The organism is Komagataeibacter sp. NFXK3, from assembly GCF_054182245.1.
Genome location: NZ_JAPIVJ010000007.1, coordinates 97,321 through 113,508, shown reverse-complemented (window position 1 = coordinate 113,508; position 16,188 = coordinate 97,321). Strand labels below are relative to the sequence as shown.

Annotated in this window: 15 protein-coding genes and 1 riboswitch; of the genes, 12 read left to right on the top strand and 3 right to left on the bottom strand. The window is 65.4% G+C overall.

From position 1 onward, the window contains the following. Window positions 1-1,353: a purine-cytosine permease family protein gene (locus tag OQZ28_RS09415; protein WP_458135934.1), complete on the top strand. Its 1,353-nt coding sequence runs from the start codon at window positions 1-3 to the stop codon at window positions 1,351-1,353. 107 nt (window positions 1,354-1,460) lie between these two features. On the opposite strand, the gene OQZ28_RS09410 is transcribed toward OQZ28_RS09415, so the two are convergent. Continuing rightward, window positions 1,461-3,596: a beta-N-acetylhexosaminidase gene (locus OQZ28_RS09410; RefSeq protein WP_458135933.1), complete on the bottom strand. Its 2,136-nt coding sequence runs from the start codon at window positions 3,594-3,596 to the stop codon at window positions 1,461-1,463. A 471-nt stretch (window positions 3,597-4,067) separates the two neighbouring features. Between OQZ28_RS09410 and OQZ28_RS09405 the strand changes: the two genes are divergently transcribed. The 5 genes from OQZ28_RS09405 to OQZ28_RS09385 all read left to right on the top strand — a co-directional run bounded on the left by OQZ28_RS09405 (window position 4,068) and on the right by OQZ28_RS09385 (window position 9,114). Next, window positions 4,068-5,537, top strand: coding sequence for an aminotransferase-like domain-containing protein (locus tag OQZ28_RS09405; protein WP_458135932.1), 1,470 nt, complete (start codon window positions 4,068-4,070; stop codon window positions 5,535-5,537). A 78-nt stretch (window positions 5,538-5,615) separates the two neighbouring features. After that, the gene (locus OQZ28_RS09400; protein WP_458135931.1) at window positions 5,616-5,912 is read left to right on the top strand and encodes a putative quinol monooxygenase; all 297 of its coding nucleotides are present in this window, start codon (window positions 5,616-5,618) and stop codon (window positions 5,910-5,912) included. A 34-nt stretch (window positions 5,913-5,946) separates the two neighbouring features. Beyond that, window positions 5,947-7,074 (top strand): arabinose transporter, encoded by a 1,128-nt coding sequence (locus tag OQZ28_RS09395; RefSeq protein ID WP_458135983.1) that lies wholly within the window; start codon window positions 5,947-5,949, stop codon window positions 7,072-7,074. A 1-nt stretch (window position 7,075) separates the two neighbouring features. Next, window positions 7,076-8,284, top strand: a complete 1,209-nt coding sequence (locus OQZ28_RS09390; protein WP_458135930.1) for a Tm-1-like ATP-binding domain-containing protein — start codon at window positions 7,076-7,078, stop codon at window positions 8,282-8,284. Further along, complete coding sequence (locus OQZ28_RS09385) at window positions 8,284-9,114, top strand: phosphoenolpyruvate hydrolase family protein (protein ID WP_458135929.1); 831 nt, start codon at window positions 8,284-8,286, stop codon at window positions 9,112-9,114. Before OQZ28_RS09390 ends, OQZ28_RS09385 begins: the two co-directional genes overlap by 1 nt. Window positions 9,115-9,196: 82 nt before the next feature. On the opposite strand, the gene OQZ28_RS09380 is transcribed toward OQZ28_RS09385, so the two are convergent. Then, a complete protein-coding gene (locus OQZ28_RS09380; RefSeq protein ID WP_458135928.1) occupies window positions 9,197-10,174 on the bottom strand; it encodes a hypothetical protein in 978 nt (325 codons plus the stop codon). Window positions 10,175-10,455: 281 nt separating this feature from the next. Here OQZ28_RS09380 and OQZ28_RS09375 point away from each other — a divergent pair, with 281 nt between their 5' ends. The 6 genes from OQZ28_RS09375 to OQZ28_RS09350 all read left to right on the top strand — a co-directional run bounded on the left by OQZ28_RS09375 (window position 10,456) and on the right by OQZ28_RS09350 (window position 15,221). Further along, the gene (locus tag OQZ28_RS09375; protein WP_130731343.1) at window positions 10,456-10,998 is read left to right on the top strand and encodes a Dps family protein; all 543 of its coding nucleotides are present in this window, start codon (window positions 10,456-10,458) and stop codon (window positions 10,996-10,998) included. A 103-nt stretch (window positions 10,999-11,101) separates the two neighbouring features. Then, the gene (locus tag OQZ28_RS09370) at window positions 11,102-11,293 is read left to right on the top strand and encodes a hypothetical protein (RefSeq protein WP_458135927.1); all 192 of its coding nucleotides are present in this window, start codon (window positions 11,102-11,104) and stop codon (window positions 11,291-11,293) included. A gap of 68 nt (window positions 11,294-11,361) precedes the next feature. Beyond that, a complete protein-coding gene (locus OQZ28_RS09365) occupies window positions 11,362-12,306 on the top strand; it encodes a 2-hydroxyacid dehydrogenase (RefSeq protein WP_458135926.1) in 945 nt (314 codons plus the stop codon). A gap of 164 nt (window positions 12,307-12,470) precedes the next feature. Then, window positions 12,471-12,550, top strand: a riboswitch (Fluoride riboswitch). A 111-nt stretch (window positions 12,551-12,661) separates the two neighbouring features. After that, window positions 12,662-14,011 carry a voltage-gated chloride channel family protein gene (locus tag OQZ28_RS09360; protein WP_458135925.1) on the top strand — a complete coding sequence of 450 codons (1,350 nt, stop codon included), beginning with the start codon at window positions 12,662-12,664 and terminating at the stop codon, window positions 14,009-14,011. A gap of 14 nt (window positions 14,012-14,025) precedes the next feature. After that, window positions 14,026-14,484 carry a hypothetical protein gene (locus OQZ28_RS09355; protein WP_458135924.1) on the top strand — a complete coding sequence of 153 codons (459 nt, stop codon included), beginning with the start codon at window positions 14,026-14,028 and terminating at the stop codon, window positions 14,482-14,484. Beyond that, the gene (locus tag OQZ28_RS09350; protein WP_458135923.1) at window positions 14,481-15,221 is read left to right on the top strand and encodes a DUF4232 domain-containing protein; all 741 of its coding nucleotides are present in this window, start codon (window positions 14,481-14,483) and stop codon (window positions 15,219-15,221) included. Before OQZ28_RS09355 ends, OQZ28_RS09350 begins: the two co-directional genes overlap by 4 nt. Here the strand turns inward: OQZ28_RS09350 and OQZ28_RS09345 are convergent. Next, on the bottom strand, window positions 15,206-15,976 hold the full coding sequence (locus OQZ28_RS09345; RefSeq protein WP_130731348.1) for a glucose 1-dehydrogenase: 771 nt from the start codon (window positions 15,974-15,976) through the stop codon (window positions 15,206-15,208). The two genes, OQZ28_RS09350 and OQZ28_RS09345, sit on opposite strands and share 16 nt — an antisense overlap. Window positions 15,977-16,188: the final 212 nt, after the last annotated feature.

Genomic DNA, 16,188 nt, shown 5'->3' with positions numbered 1-16,188 from the left:
ATGAGCACGGCGTTTGAAACCCACACCATACACCAGATCCCACCCGACCAGCGCCACGGCCGCGCGCGCGACCTGTTCGCGGTCTGGTTCAGCACCAACCTGACCCTGCTCACGGTCGTGACCGGAGCACTCGGGCCGGGGCTGTTCGGGCTGTCATTTACGTGGTCGACCATTGCCGTCATCCTTGGCAACCTGGCGGGGGCCGTGTTCATGGCGCTGCATGCCGCCCAGGGGCCCATGCTGGGCGTGCCGCAGATGGTGCAGAGCCGGGGCCAGTTCGGCTTTTATGGCGCGGTGCCCATCATCGGCCTCGTCGTGCTCATGTATATCGGCTTCGTGGCCTCGAACTTCGTGGTGGGGGGCCAGGCGCTTTATGCCGCCCTGCCCATGACCGGGCGGCGCAGCGCGATCCTGCTCATCGCCGTGCTGAGCCTCGTGCCATGCTGCATGGGCTACCACACCATCCATGCCTGGTCGAAGCTGGTCAGCTGGGTGGCGGGGGCGGTCATATTATACTGCCTGTGGCTGGGCTATGAAGCCTTTCCCCCCGGCACGCTGCGCGACATGCATGGCTCGGTCGCGGGTTTTTTCAGCACCTTTTCCACCGCGGCGCTGTGGCAGATCGCCTATGCGCCCTATGTATCGGATTCATCGCGCTACCTGCCCGCCGATGAAGCCGGTCGCCGCACCGCCTTCCTCACCACTTATGTCGGCACGGTCGTGGGCACGGCGCTGTCCATGATACTGGGCTGCATGGTCGCATTGCAGGGCCCAGGCGTATCGGTCGCCACCACGCTGGCGCACCTGGCGGGGCGGCAGGCTACACCGGTCATGATCGTGCTGTCGCTTTCCATCGCCCTTGGCAACGCCATGAGCCTGTATGGCGGCGCGCTCTCGGCCATAACCGTGCTCCAGACCTTCGTGCCGGACTGGCGGGCCGCCCTGCGCGAACGCCTTGTCGTAACCTGCACGCTGGTGGCGATTGCGCTGGGCATGGCGCTGGGCATGGCCGACAGTTTCATGAAATCCTACGCCGCCTTCCTTGACCTGCTCATGGCCATCATGGTGCCGTGGACCGCCATCAACCTGACTGATTACTACCTGCTGCGCCGTGGCCGTTATGATGTCGCCTCGTTTTTCCGCCGCGATGGCGGGGCGTATGGCTATTGCAACATTCCCGCCCTGTGCGCCTATGGCATCGGCATCGCCATTGAAGTGCCCTTCATGCAGAACGGGTTTCATACCGGCAGCCTGGCCCGCCGCCTGCATGGGGTGGACATATCATGGGTGGTGGGGCTGGTTGTCACCACCGCCTTCTATATCCGCGCCACAACCACGCGCAGGCGCGCGTAATGGCGCCCATTCCCTTCGTGATAACGCCTGCGACAGGGCAGGAATGAAAGTTTTGGCAGCGTTTTTCTAAAGCTTTTTGCAAAACGCTTCATTAAAAACCTCTGTTTTTACATATGTCCCTGCACAAGGCCTGCAATACCGGGCGTAATGGCCTGGAGCAGGTCGCCTGCTGGCTGCGCGCTTGTGCGCACCGCCAGCATCGATGCCGAGGCGGCGAACTGGGCCTGCGCCGTCTGGAGCACCGCTTGCACCTGCACCTGATGCGCGGCCAGCGTGCCATCGAGCGCATACAGCCCCACTGAAGCCAGTTCCGCAAGCTGGCCCGATGCAGGCAGGGCCTCGCGCAGGGCCGGGCGGGTCGCCACGACCTGGCGCAGGCGCGTATCGTTATCGCGCCAGGTTTCCAGCCGGGAGCGCAGGCCGGGCGCAAGGTCATGCTGGCCGCCTACATAGGCGGCCACGTCGCGCGTAAAGGCGGCGGCCTGAAAACTGTCGGGCGTGGCCATATCAGCCACCCGGTCCAGCGCCGGTGGGGTGGATGTGGCGGCGACGTGGCTCGGGCCAAATACATGGTTGAGCGCATAATTGCGCACCGGAGTGGTCACGGCCAGCAGGGTGGCAAGCGGGGCAATGCCATCAGGGGCGAGGCGCGCCATCATGCGGTGACGGTCGGTTGCGGCGCGGTTGCCCAGCATGTCCAGCTCCGCCTGCACCACGGGCAGGCGGCGGGCCAATGCATCCTCATCACGCACGGCGGCGGGCGACCAGAAGCGCTCGGCCAGGGCGACCGCGCGCGGCCACAGGCGGGCATCGAGCATCTCCTCGCTCACGATCTCGGTCCATAACGCCGCCTCAGCCCCCATCACCAGCCCATCCTGCGCCGTGGTCATGGAGGCGGCGGGATCGAGGGCAAAGGGCGCAAGCGCCGGTGCGTGGGCTGCCGCCACCTGATCGGGCGGCAGGCCATTGCCCAGCGGGTCCAGCGGGTCAACATGGTAATACGCAGCCGCAGGCAGCAGCAGGTCAAGATAATAGCCAGCCGAGACCACGACCGGATGCCCCGCCGCCGTGGCCTGCGCCGTATAGCGCGAGCCACGCCACGGCTCGATCACGATGCCGGGGGAAGCTGGCGCATCAAGCAGTTCATCCCAGCCCATCATGGTCTTGCCCTCATGCGCCACGATGGCCTGCACGCGGCGGGTAAAGGCGGCCTGCAGGGCCGTGGCGCCAGCATAGCCATGCTGCTGCATGAAAGCGGTGATGCGGGGGTTTGCCGTCCATTCATCAGGCCGCACCTCATCGCCACCCACATGAAAATAGGCATCAGGGAACAGGCCCGCCATTTCATGGTAGAGCCGGGCCAGAAACACATAGGTATCGGGGTTTGTGGGGTCGAATGCGGTACGCACCACCCGTTTGGGGTCGAGCGGGGCCGTGACGGGCTGGGCGGCATATTGCGGATAGGCCAACAGCATGGCGTAGCTGTGGCCCGGCGCATCGAATTCCGGCACGATGCGGATGCCGCGATCAGCAGCGGAGGCCACAAGGTCGCGCACCTGCTGCTGGGTATAGTATTGCCCGTGCGACGCCACCTGCTGCAGGCGCGGATAGACCCGGCTTTCCACCCGGAAGCCCTGCCCGTCAGACAGATGCAGGTGCAGCACGTTGAGCTTGGTCAGTTCCATCATGTCGAGCTGCCGCTCAAGGGCCTCAGGCGACATGAAATGGCGGCTGACATCCACCATCAGGCCGCGCCATGCAAAGCGCGGGCTGTCATCAATCTCGGCCCCGTCCAGCGCCGGCCCCGCCGCCCCGGGTTCAACGAGCTGCAGCAGCGTGGCCAGCCCGCGCAGCACGCCCGCCGGGCCATCGGCCACCAGCGTCGCGCCATCGGCGCCGGTGCGCAGCTGGTAGTGCTCGCGCATGCGAACCGACAGCATATCGGGGTCGGCATGCTGGCAGTTGATGCGCAGCACCAGCCCCGGAGGCATGCCTGCCACCGCCGGGCGTGCGCTCAGGGCGGCCAGGCGCTGTTCGAAACGCGCTACCGCGCGCTCCAGCAGGGGCGAGCGCACGCCCTGCCACTGCACCTGCACCCCGCCCGCAAGCGGCAGGCCGCCGCCCTGCGGCTGGTACTGCACGGGCTGCGGCATCAGCGCCGGGGCGGCGAACGCAGGCGTGCAGGCCATGCCTGCGCAGAGCCCAACCATGGCAAAGGGGCGGATACGGCGGGGAAGGCGCATGATGAACATCATTCCGTTAAAGGCACCCCGCATCGTGCCCCATCATGCAGCACGACCCAACCCCCGTGCGCCAGACGGGCCACCGCGCCGCCTATAGCGGGCATAACACGGCATTAAACTATTATATGTGCGATAATTACAGAAGGTGCATTGGCAATCCTCATCGGAGCCATCCGCCGCGCCGCCCGCACGCGCCTCTCGGCAGCGTGGCATACGGACTGACCATCACCTGCGGCACCAGCCTCGCGCCCGGCATCAAGGACCCCACCAATACCCGTTCAGCCCCATGCATGCGCAAAACCCCGGCATGCCCACCGCCATGACCCGCAGCGGCCGCGCCGTCATCCCCCGTTCGCCCCTCGGGCCCTCCGGCATGGCCCAAAGCCGCTTTTTCGCGCCGCTGCCAGCAGTCCTGCCGCATCGCACCGGGCAAGGACGTGGGGGCACCAGCCGCATCATATTGATCGCGTCATGTCGGGTGCCAACAAGTGGCGCGTGCCAAGCACCGGTTCCGCCTCCTGCCCCGACCTGCTATGGCTGGGCCACCCCAACAGGATTCAGATCTGTCCCGCCATGCGCCTGCGCTCCCCATGGCAGCCGCGCCTGCCCGCAGGCGACGGCTCTCCCGCCGAACGGCTGGCCGATGCCCTGGCCGGTGACATCCTTGGCGGCCGACTGCAATCAGGCGACCGCCTGCCCGCGCACCGCCCGCTGGCCTGGCAGCTTGGCATCGGCATTGGCAGCGTTACGCGGGCTTATGCCACGCTTGAGCGCCGCGGGCTGGTGCGCAGCGTGCGCGGGCGGGGCACCTTTGTCGCCGCCAGCCCCAACGGCACGGGGCCGGTTCTTGACCTTTCGGCCAACATGCCGCCGCCCATGTTCAGCGACCGCGCACTGGCCCGCACGCTGGCCCGCCTTGCCCGCTCGGTCGATCCGGCGCTGTTCAATGTCTATCCGCCCGTGGCGGGCCATATCGAGCACCGGCGCATCATGGCCCACTGGCTGGCCGAACTCGGCGTGGCGTTATCGCCCGACCAGTTGCTGCTGACCAGCGGGGCGCAGCAGGCCCTTGGCGTGGCCCTGACCGCCGCGCGCAGGACCGCCCCCATCATGCTGACCGAGGCCCTGACCTATCCCGGCATGCTCACCCTCGCCCGGCAGGCGGGCATGGATGTGCAGGGCCTGCCAATGGATACGCAGGGCCTGTTGCCCGAAGCGCTGGCGCACGCCCTGCGTCAGCATGCACCCGGGCGCTGCCTGCTCTATGTCACGCCCACCATGCACAACCCCACCACCGCCACCATGGGCACGGAGCGTAGGCACGCCATCACTCACCTGTGCCGCCGCCATGATGCGCTGATTATTGAAGATGATGTCTATGACTGCGTGCAGGATGCCACCCTTCCCCCGCTGGTAACGCTGGCGCCGGAGCGGACATTTTATGTCAGCAGCCTGTCAAAGACCCTCAGTCCCGGCCTGCGCATTGGCGCACTGGCCCCGCCCCAAGGGTTCATGCAGGCGGCCCGTGAGGCGCTGCTCAGCGCATCGCTCATGATCGCCCCGCTCTCCTATGCCATGATGGCGCAGTGGATGCTTGATGGCACGGCGGCCTCCGTGCGGCAGTCGCTGCGTGGCGAGGCAGGGCGACGCCGCGCGCTGGCCCGGTCCGTACTTGGCCCGCACCTTGCGCCACCGCCCTATGATGCCTTTCATGCATGGATGCCCATGAAGCTGGCCCGCGCACAGCATTTGGCGGCGCAGGCGGCCAGACAGGGCGTTAAAGTCACCCTGCCCCAGCCCTTCATGGCCTGCCCGGACGCAGCGGCCGATGCACCCGCGGGCATCCGCCTGTGCCTTGGCCCGACACCCCTGCCCGACCTGCGCGAGGCGCTGCACCGGCTGCGCCATGTGCTTGATGGCATGGACAATAGTGTCACGTGACACTTTCTTCGTGGCAGGAAAGTGTCACACCACCCTATGCTCGCCACACCATGCAACACATCTGGCGAGGATATTGTCATGACAGCGCAGCCCATCACGGTCATTGCAACGCTCCGCATCCTGCCGGGGCACGAAACGGCGGCGCTTGAGGCCATCCGCCATTGCGTGGCGCTGTCGCGGCAGGAAGCGGCCAACCTGTCCTACCAGTGCCACCGTGACATCAACGACCCGGCCATTTTCGTGTTTGTCGAGCGCTGGGCCAGCCCCGAGGCCCTCGTGGCCCATGAACAGACACCGCACTTCCAGGCCATGAAGGCCGTGTTCGCCACGGCACTGGCCGCGCCGCTGCAGGTACATATTACCCGTGAACTCTGAGGCCGCATCACTGCGCCACCTTGGTCGCCTCGCCATGGCGCTGTTCCTGGCCTACATGGCCGTGGCCCTGCCGCTCGCCGCCATTCCGGTGGCCGTGCTGCACTGGCCGGGTTACGGCAACGGACTGGCGGGGCTTGCCGTGGGCATTGCCTTCTTTTCCACCATTCTCAGCCGCAACCATGCAGGCCAGATGGCGGATACGAAAGGCGGCCGGCCGTGCATGCGCACGGGGCTGATGGTGTATGGGGCCGCCAGCCTGATCTGCGCCCTCGCCGCCCTGCCCGGCCTGCACGTCGGCGCACGCTACGCCGTCCTGATCGCGGGCAGGCTCCTGCTGGGCGTGGGCGAAAGCCTGACCATCGTGGGCATGCTGGGCTGGGGCATCGGCCTGGTGGGGCAGGCACGCGCGGGCCGCGTGCTGGCCTGGACGGGGGCGGCCATGTACGGCGCCTTTGCCGTGGGCAGCCCGATCGGTCTGGCGCTGTACCAGAAGGCGGGGCTGGGCGTGCTCATGGGCCTCTCCGCCCTGCTGCCGCTGGCCGGACTGGTGCTGGTACACACCATACCCGCCACACCGACGCATGCGGGTGGCAGGCCGCCATTCTGGCACGTTCTGGGCACCATCCGCTGGCTGGGCATGGCGGTGGCCCTTCAGGGCGTGGGCTTTGCCGCACTGGGCGCGTTCCTGCCGCTGCGCTTCATCCACGCCCACTGGCCCGGCGCCGGGCTGGGGCTGACCTGTTTTGGCACGGCCTTCGTGGCCGGGCGCGTCATATGCGGGCACCTGCCTGACCGGATTGGCGGGCTGCGGGTGGCGCTGCTCTCGCTGGTGGTCGAGGCCGCGGGTCAATACCTGCTCTGGGCCGCCCCCTCGCCCGTGCTGGCGCTGGCGGGTGCGCTGCTGACCGGGGCGGGGTGCTCCATGGTGTTCCCCGCCCTTGGGGTCGAGGTGGTGCAGCTGGTGGCACCTGCCATGCGGGCCACGGCGCTGGGCGGCTTCGCGGCGTTTCAGGACCTGGCATATGGAGCCACCGGCCCGCTGGCGGGACTGCTGGCTGACCGGTGTGGCTACGCGGTCGTGTTCGGGCTGGGCGGGGCGTGCGCCACGCTGGGCGCGGGCATTGTGCTTGCCCTGCTGGCCCGCCAGCGCGCGGAGGCATGACATGAATTCAAGCCATGTTTACATTCTGGGCACCTGCGACACCAAGCAGGCCGAACTGACCTATCTGCGCCAGACCCTGCGCGAGAGCGGGGTGCCCGCGCTGATTGTCGATATCGGCACGCGGCAGGCGGGGCGCGTGGCCGATATCAGCGCCCGCATGGTCGCGCGCTGCCACCCGAAGGGGGAAGGCTACGTTTTCTGTGGTGACCGGGGGCGGGCCATAGCGGCCATGGCCGAGGCGCTGTGTGTGTTCTTGCGCACGCGCACCGACATGCGTGGCGTGCTGGCCATTGGGGGCTCGGGCGGCACGGCGCTGGTGTCGCCTGCCCTGCAGGCGCTGCCCATCGGCCTGCCCAAGCTGGTGGTCTCGACCGTAGCCTCGGGCAATACCGCGCCCTATGTGGGGGGCGCCGACATTGCCATGCTCTATCCCGTTACGGACATGGAGGGGCTCAACCGCATCTCGCGCGTGGTGCTGGGCAATGCGGCCCACGCCATGGCGGGCATGGCGCGCACCCCCTGCCGCCCCGTGCCCGACCCGCGCCCCGCCATCGGCCTGAGCATGTTTGGCGTGACCACACCCTGCGTGGAGCAGGTGGTGCACCAGCTTTCCAGCCGGTTCGACTGCCTTGTGTTCCATGCCACGGGCACCGGCGGCCGCGCCATGGAGCGGCTGGCCGATGACGGGATGATCAGCGGCTTCATCGATACGACACTGACCGAGTTCTGCGATTACGTGGCAGGCGGCATCTTTGCGTGCGATGCCGACCGGCTTGGCGCCGTCATCCGCACGGGGCTGCCTTACGTGGGCAGTTGCGGCGGGCTGGACATGGTCAATTTCGGGGTCCGCGCCAGCGTGCCCGCCCATTACAAGGGCCGCGTGTTTGTGGAGCATAACCCCCAGATCACGCTGATGCGCACGAATGAAGCGGAATGCCGGGCAATGGGCCACATGATTGGCCACCAGCTCAACCGCTGCCCCGGCGAAGTGCGCTTTCTCTACCCCGAGGGCGGTTTTTCCATGCTCGACCAGCCCGGCGGCCCGTTTCATGACCCTGCCGCCGATGAAGCCTTTTATGCAGCGCTGGCCGAAACACTGGAGCAGACCCCGCGCCGCAGGCTGATCCGCCTTCCCCACGCGATCAATGACCCGGCTTTTGCCGCGGCACTGGCGCATGAATTTTTACATCTTTATGGAGACCAGCACTGATGCCCCGTATTCCCCGTAGCGAGATCCTCGCCCGCTTTCGCAGCATGATCGCCGCGCGCACGTCCATCGTGGGCGGTGGCGCGGGCACCGGCCTGTCCGCCAAATGCGAGGCGGCAGGCGGCATCGACCTGATCGTCATCTATAATTCCGGGCGGTACCGCATGGCGGGCCGTGGCTCGCTGGCCGGGCTTCTGGCCTATGGCAACGCCAACCAGATCGTGATGGACATGGCGCGCGAGGTGCTGCCCGTGGTGCCCACCACCCCCGTGCTGGCCGGCGTGAACGGCACCGACCCGTTCGTGGATTTTGATGTGTTCCTTGATGATGTGAAGCGGGTCGGGTTTTCGGGCATCCAGAACTTTCCCACCGTGGGGCTGATTGACGGCAATTTCCGCAAGAACCTTGAGGAAACCGGCATGAGCTACAGCCTTGAGGTGGATGTGGTCGCCCGCGCCCACAAAAAGGACCTGCTGACCACGCCCTACGTGTTCGATCCCGCCCAGGCGGTGGACATGGCGAAAGCGGGTGCTGACGTGCTGGTGGCCCATATGGGGCTGACCACAGGGGGCGCCATCGGCGCGGAGACGGCGCTGACGCTGGATGACTGCATTACGCAGATCAACGCGATCATCGATGCCGCGCGCGGCGTGCGCCCCGACATCATCACGCTATGCCATGGCGGGCCGATCGCCATGCCGGCCGATGCGCAGAAAGTGCTCTCCGCCTGCCCGGACTGCCACGGCTTTTATGGTGCCTCAAGCATGGAGCGCCTGCCGGTTGAGGTCGCGCTGACCGAGCAGACCCGCAATTTCAAGGCCCTGACACGCTGATCGCGTCGCGATTTATCCTGCTGGCGGGGCGCATCGGGCCTCGGGCCTTCATGCCGCCCCCTGCCCGCAGGCGGGCGCAGGCTCAGGGGCAGCGCCGGGGCACGTAAGAGACCACGCGGTCAAGCAGGATATCCATCTCGGGCTTCAGAACGGGGTCGATGCAGGTCGCCACATAGGCGCGTGCGCGCTGCTTTATGGTGTTTGCGGCACGCAGGTTGATGGCCAGCATGTCGCTCTCCTCGATCAGGTCGGCCACGGTCATACGCCGCTGGAAGGCGGTCTGCGCCAGGGTGAAGGCCAGGCGGTCGGTCACGGTTTTCATTTCCGCGCGGCCAAAGGCCGACTGGCAGTTGGAAAGCTGCGCCTGAGCCTGCGCATAAAGCTGGATGAGCGGCAGCTTGCGGCTGCGATGAAAATGCTGCTGGTGCCATGTGCGCGCCCACATATGCTCGCGCTGCGCGGTCTCGAATTCATGCATGTCCGTGCTGTTATCGCAAACGAGCGCATGCACCGCGCGCGCCGCAAGCCACGCGGAGGCAAAATCAGGGTAGGCCTGGCCGTTCCACAAAGGCTCGGCCCCATGCGAACCGGTGGCAAACCGGAACGCCCGCTGCCCGTCCACACCATATAAAATGGAAATGGTGGGATCGCTCCGCGGGTCATGCCCCAGTATGAAGATGTGGCCGCCATCACCCGCATGCATGTAACGCTGCGCGGTAAAGACATCGAGCAGGCTTTCATCATCCACGCTGCGTTCGGCATGGTGCTTGACGTAGGTGAGGAACAGCGGGTTGTTCACCCCCGTGACCCCGCGCGGACAGAAATCAAACCGCCACCACCGCGACAGCTTGATGAGATGGAACGCCAGCGCATTGCGCAGCCGGGTCAGCGCGGGCGTGGCCTCGCCGCCGTCGCACAATGCCTGCACATCACGAAAGCGCCGGGCCAGCACATTGGCCTGCCGGGCAAAGGGATAATGGGGGTCAAGGTAATGCAGCAGCTGGTCGGGGGTGGAGTGGTCAAGGTGCCAGTCGGCCGTGCAGCCTGTTGTCTCGCTCATGGCATGATCCCTGCGGGAAAGGAAAGGGGCGGCATCGCCGGAACGTGGTGGCGATGCCGCATAAGTTTTCACGGCCCTGTGCTGGGAAATCGACGGTTGGGAAAACTGCCTGATAACGCCGTGAGTAAGTGAATTGATAATGCAAACGAATATCAATTGCAATACATAAACGGCAGGCATGAACCCTGCCACCCCCCATGCGTTGGGGGCGCAGGGGCGCTGACGCAGCACTTGCGGCAGCGCAGCGTTCATGTACGACCCGATGACAGACCACGGAGATCATGATGACAGACAAGGCAGTTGCAGCAGGTGCCGCCCATGTGCAGACCTATCTCGGCACGCCGACCGACCTCGCGCACGAGGCGGTGCGTGACATCGCGGCAGGGCTGAAGGCGGTCCTGGCCGATGTTTTCGCGCTTTATATCAAGACCAAGAACTTCCACTGGCATATGAGCGGCCGCCATTTCCGCGATTATCACCTGCTGCTGGATGAGCAGAGCAGCCAGATCTTCGCCATGACCGACCCCTTGGCCGAGCGCGCGCGCAAGATCGGTGGCAACACCCTGCATTCGGTGGGCGAGATCGCGCGCCTGACCAGGGTGGCCGATAACGATGCTGAATACGTGACCCCCGAGGACATGCTGTCTGAACTGCGCGAGGATAACCTTGCCCTGACCGCGCGCCTGCGCGCCGTGCATGCCGTGTGCGACGAAGGCAATGACGTGGCGACAGCCAGCCTGATTGAAAACTGGATTGATGAGACCGAGCGCCGCACATGGTTCCTGTTCGAATCAACCCGCCCGGCCTTTGGCGCGAATAGCTGACGGGCCTGCGCCCCGTATTGCGTGGCAGGCGGTGCCGGCAGGCACGGCCTGCCTGCGGCCAGAGCAAATCCGGGATTACCGGTATCCCTGATGGCGCAGGCACATGCTCCCGGATCGCTGGTTTATCGACAGTACACAGCCGAACTGGCTGGCGTGCCGCCCTGGCCCTCCCTCCCCCGATCATCCTGCATGCATATCGCGCGATGACATCGCCCCCGGCTTCATGGCGCGCCACGAGCAGATGCGCCGAGGGGTCGCCCGTTATGGCAGGGTGTGGTGGCAGCTCATTGCATGACCATGCCACCTGACCGTAAATCTCTCATGACGGCCTGAAGGGCTGCAGGACACGGAATGGGAGAAGAAATGCCAAGGCTTGTCATCAGCTCGGACGGACCCGCGGCCATGCCCGCATGGCGCGCGGCCTTTGGGCACGTCGCCCCCGACCTGCCCCTTGCCGCATGGCATGACCCGGCGCTGAAAATCACGGCTGACGATTATGCGCTGGTATGGGACCCCACGGCAGATGATCTCACGCGCATGGGGGGCATGCGGGCCATCATCTGCACGGGGGCCGGGGTCAATCACCTGCTCGACAACCCGGCCTTTCCGCACCATGTGCCCCTCGTGCGCATGGGGGGCGAGCAGACAGCAGCCCTGATGGCCGATTACGTGTTGTGGGCGACACTCGGCCTGCTGCGTGAGGCGCGGACATGGGCGGTGCAGCAAAATGCGCATCACTGGCATAACCCGCGCACCAGCATGCGCACCAGCAGCCAGACCCGTGTTGGCATGATGGGCATGGGCCATCTGGGCGCCCATGTGGGCCGCGTGCTGCGGCAGGTCGGCTTTCAGGTTTCGGGCTGGCGGCGTTCGGCGCAGAGGGTGCCGGGCATCCGTACCTTTGCCGGGCCGGGAGGGCTGCCTGATTTTTTGCGCGAGGTGGATATTCTGGTCAACCTGCTGCCCAGCACGCCGCAGACGCGCGGCATGATCGATTACGCCCTGCTGGCGCAACTGCCGCGCGGGGCGGGGCTGGTCAATGTGGGGCGTGGCGACCATGTGGTGCAGGCCGACCTGCTCCGCGCGCTTGATGAGGGCGTGCTCGGCGGCGCGGTGCTTGATGTGGTGGAGCCCGAACCCCTGCCGCCCGATGATCCGTTATGGCGCCATGAGCGCGTGACCATTACCCCGCATGTGGCCTCCGAAGCCTCGCGGGAGGCACAGGCGCGTTATGTGGTGGAAGTGATCGGGCAGATGGAGCGTAACGAGCGGCCCGCCCTGCTGTACGACCCCCGGCGGGGATACTGAAGCCGCAGGCCAGAAAAAGATGGCCGGGAAATAACAAAAGATTCTGGGGCGCCTCCCCTTCCCCCGGAAAGGAGGCGTTCTCCTGAAACTATTCATGATGGCGAGCCGCCCTGCCGGGCCACATATTTCCACGGTTGACCCTTACGCCAATACGGGCTTTTTTAGATCAACACGGCAATGGATTCTGCCGGACCATGCTGGTCGAACCGCTGCCCGCAAGGGCGCTGATGATTCCTGCCCACTGCCTTTACGGCAACAAGGGGAGGAATCCGTGTAGCGTTTCGCACAGCCATGATCCACGGCCAGCCAGGCTGGCCTGCCAGTCCATCCTGAATGCCGGGTTTACCGAAATACCATGAATATTGCTGTATTGGCGCGGGCTGTGGCCCGCCAGTCCGGGGGCCTGCTCAAATGGGCCAGCCTGCTGCTGCCCATGGCGGCCTGCGTGGGCACGTTGTGCGCCCTGTTCCTGTGGCTGCTCGACCGGGCGGCGCAGACACGCCTGCTGCACCCGTGGCTGCTTTACGCCCTGCCGGTGGCGGGTGTTGCCGTGGGGCTGCTCTATCACGTTTTTGGTCGCGCGGCGGAAGGAGGCAACAACCTAATCGTGGACCAGATTCACGAACCCGGCGGCGGCGTGCCGCTGCGCATGGCACCGCTGGTGCTGGTGGGCACGGTGGTCAGCCACCTGTTCGGGGCATCGGTGGGGCGTGAAGGCACGGCGGTGCAGATGGGCGGCAGCATTGCCAGCGCGGTGGGCCGCGCATGGCGCCTGACCAACCCGTATGAAATCCGGGTCCTGCTCATGTCCGGCATTGCGGCGGGGTTTTCCGCCGTGTTCGGCACGCCGGTGGCGGGTGCGGTGTTCGGCATGGAAGTGATCCGGGTCGGGCGCATCGATTATGATGCCCTGGTGCCCGTAGCCGTAAGCGCCATCCTGGCAGACTGGACATGCCATGCATGGGGCATGGAACATGTACCCTATCATCTGGCCTTTCAGGGCTATGCGGGGGTGGATGGGCATTTTTTCCATGCCGACCTTCTGCTTTTGGGCAAGGTCATGGTGGCGGCGGTCGCCTTCGGGCTGGCCAGCCTGGTATTTGCGGAATCAGTGCACCGGCTGGCAGGTTACCTGCGCCAGCTCTGCCCGATTGCATGGCTGCGGCCCGCACTGGGCGGCATCGCGACCATAGCGCTGGTATGGCTGTGCGGCTCGCGTGACTATCTGGGGCTGGGCATTGTGGCACCCGAGGCGGGCGGCGCATCGATTACCGATTTTTTTGGTAGCGGGCATTATCCGCTGGCATGGGCATGGAAGCTGGTCTTTACGGTGGTCGTGCTGGCCACGGGCTTCAAGGGGGGCGAGGTCACGCCGCTCTTCTTCATCGGGGCGGGTCTGGGCAATGCGCTGGCCCCGTTGCTGCACGCCCCGGCGGACCTGCTGGCGGGGGTGGGGTTTGTCGCGGTCTTTGCGGGGGCTGCCAATACGCCGCTGGCCTGCATGCTCATGGGGGTGGAACTGTTCGGCACGGCGGATATCGTCTATTTCGCCACGGGCTGTTTCGTGGCCTATATGTGCTCGGGCCATTCGGGCATTTACCTGTCCCAGCGCGTCGCGGTGCCCAAGCGGCATGAGGCAGGCAGTATGACTGGCCTGGCGCTGCGCCAGGCACGGCTTGGGCGGCCTCCGGGCGGGCAGTCATGAACAGGATCATGAACATGAACATGAACACGATGCGCGGCCTCCTCTCCATCGGGCTGGGCCTGCTGGCCATGCTGCGCCCGGCCTGTGGCGCGCCTGCCATGCCCGGCCCCTCTGCCGCCGAAAAACGGATCATCGACCAGCATATCGGCCGGATTGCCGACCCCGCCACGCGCCGCGCCGTGCAGGAGCAGGACATGGCGTGGCAGATGACCACTTTCCTGTGCCAGGATGCCGCGCGGGCGGTGCTGGTGCGCATGGGTGGCCTGCCGCACCGTTTTTTCCTGCAGGATGCGGCAACTGGCAGCCAGGTCGTGACCAGTGCTGCGCTGGTATCAGGCCGGGGGCAGTTTTTGCGGGCCGGAAACGCAATTCAGTGGGTGGGTTTTACGTGGAACTGCCATCTTGATCCCGACACCGGGCATGTGCTGCGTTTTGATGCACAACCCACCGGACCGATAAGGCCCGGCCCATGAACCGTCATCATGCCGCCCTACTGGCCGCCATGCTGGTGGGCCTGTCAGCACATGCACAGGCGCGCGCCCTGCCAGCCTGCACGGCCCGGCATATGACCATGACCCTTGATGATGGGCAGGGCGCGTTCAATGGCATGATGCACAGCGGCACATGGCTTGTGCTGCGCAACAAGGGGGCGCGGGCCTGTTCCCTTGCCAGCATGGGGTCGCTCTCGTTCGAAGATGGCCGGAACCATTCCATTCCCGTGACATGGCAGCAGGCCGTGCCGCCACCTGCCATCGCACTGCCTGCGGGTGGCGAGGTGACAACGGCCCTCCGCTGGGTCTCGGGCGATGTGTTCGACCCTGGCGCGTGCATCACGCCCGCAACGCTCGTGCTGACCCTGCGGCATGGGCGGGTGCGGCATGCTTTTGCCCATGCCCTATGCGCTCCGGCCCAGCGCCCCCGATGCTTGAGCAGCAACCATGGACCGTGGGGCCGCCGGGACAGGGTCAGGCTCACGGCTCATTTCCCGAGCCAGAAGCCCATCCGCACTCGTAAAGTCACTGATCGGCCCTGCAGGGATTGCGCCGCTGCCCATCATTTCCCCCACAGGCTCAATATCCTGCGGGGGGGGGCACGTTACAAGAACCGTCACGGTTTATTCAAAATACACCCTGTTAAATTCGGAACATTAACATATGAGTGTTATTTAAAAGACCCGTTGATGGAAATTGTTATTTACTGGGCCGTATAGCCGCCATCAATAACCAGTTCGCTGCCGGTCATGAACTTTGATTCGTCCGATGCAAGGAACACGATACCGTAGGCAATGTCATCGGGCTCGCCCAGGTGGCCCAGCGGGTGCAGGTCAACCAGCTTCTGCCGGGCGGCAAGCTGGTCCGGGGTCGCGGCGGTCAGGCCCTGCACCATGGGGGTCCAGATATAGCCGGGATGAACGGAGTTGACGCGGATCTTGTAGCCCGATTTAGCGCAGTGCAGCGCGGCTGATTTGGTAAAAAGCCGCACGCCGCCCTTGCTGGCATTATAGGCCGCAAGCGTGGGGTCACCCACCAGCCCCTCGATGGAGGACAGGTTGATGATCGATCCGCCGCCATGCGGCTTCATGGCCTCGATGGCGTAGCGCGTGCCTAAAAACACACCATCGAGATTGACCGACTGCACGCGCCGCCACTCCTCAAGGCTGGTCTGCTCAACCGTGCCGGTATAGGCGATACCCGCATTGTTGACCGCAATGTCCAGCCGCCCGAAACGGGCCTGCACGGCGGCCATGGCCTGCTGCCAGCTTGCCTCCTCGGTTACGTTGAGTGTCGTGAACATTGCCTCGCCACCCGCGGCTTCAATTTCGGCCACCACGGCCTCGCCTTCGGTTTCCTTGAGGTCGCCAATGATAACCTTTGCCCCCTCGCGGGCCAGAAGCTGGGCGGTGGCCCGGCCAATGCCAAGTGCTGCCCCGCTGACAAGGGCGACTTTTCCCGATACGCGTCCCATGAATACTCTCCTGCTTCGATGAACCCGTGCGCAGGCGCCGCAGAAATCGAACCGCCCTGGCCGCCAGGTTTTTCTTACCCTGCCGTATCTGCCCTTACGCCTCAATGATACGCGTCAGGCTCCTTTAAATATGAACGATGCCCTGAACAGCCAGCCCAAAAGAATGCCGCCTTTTTTTGAAAAAGGCGGCATCATGAAACTTTCATACTTAT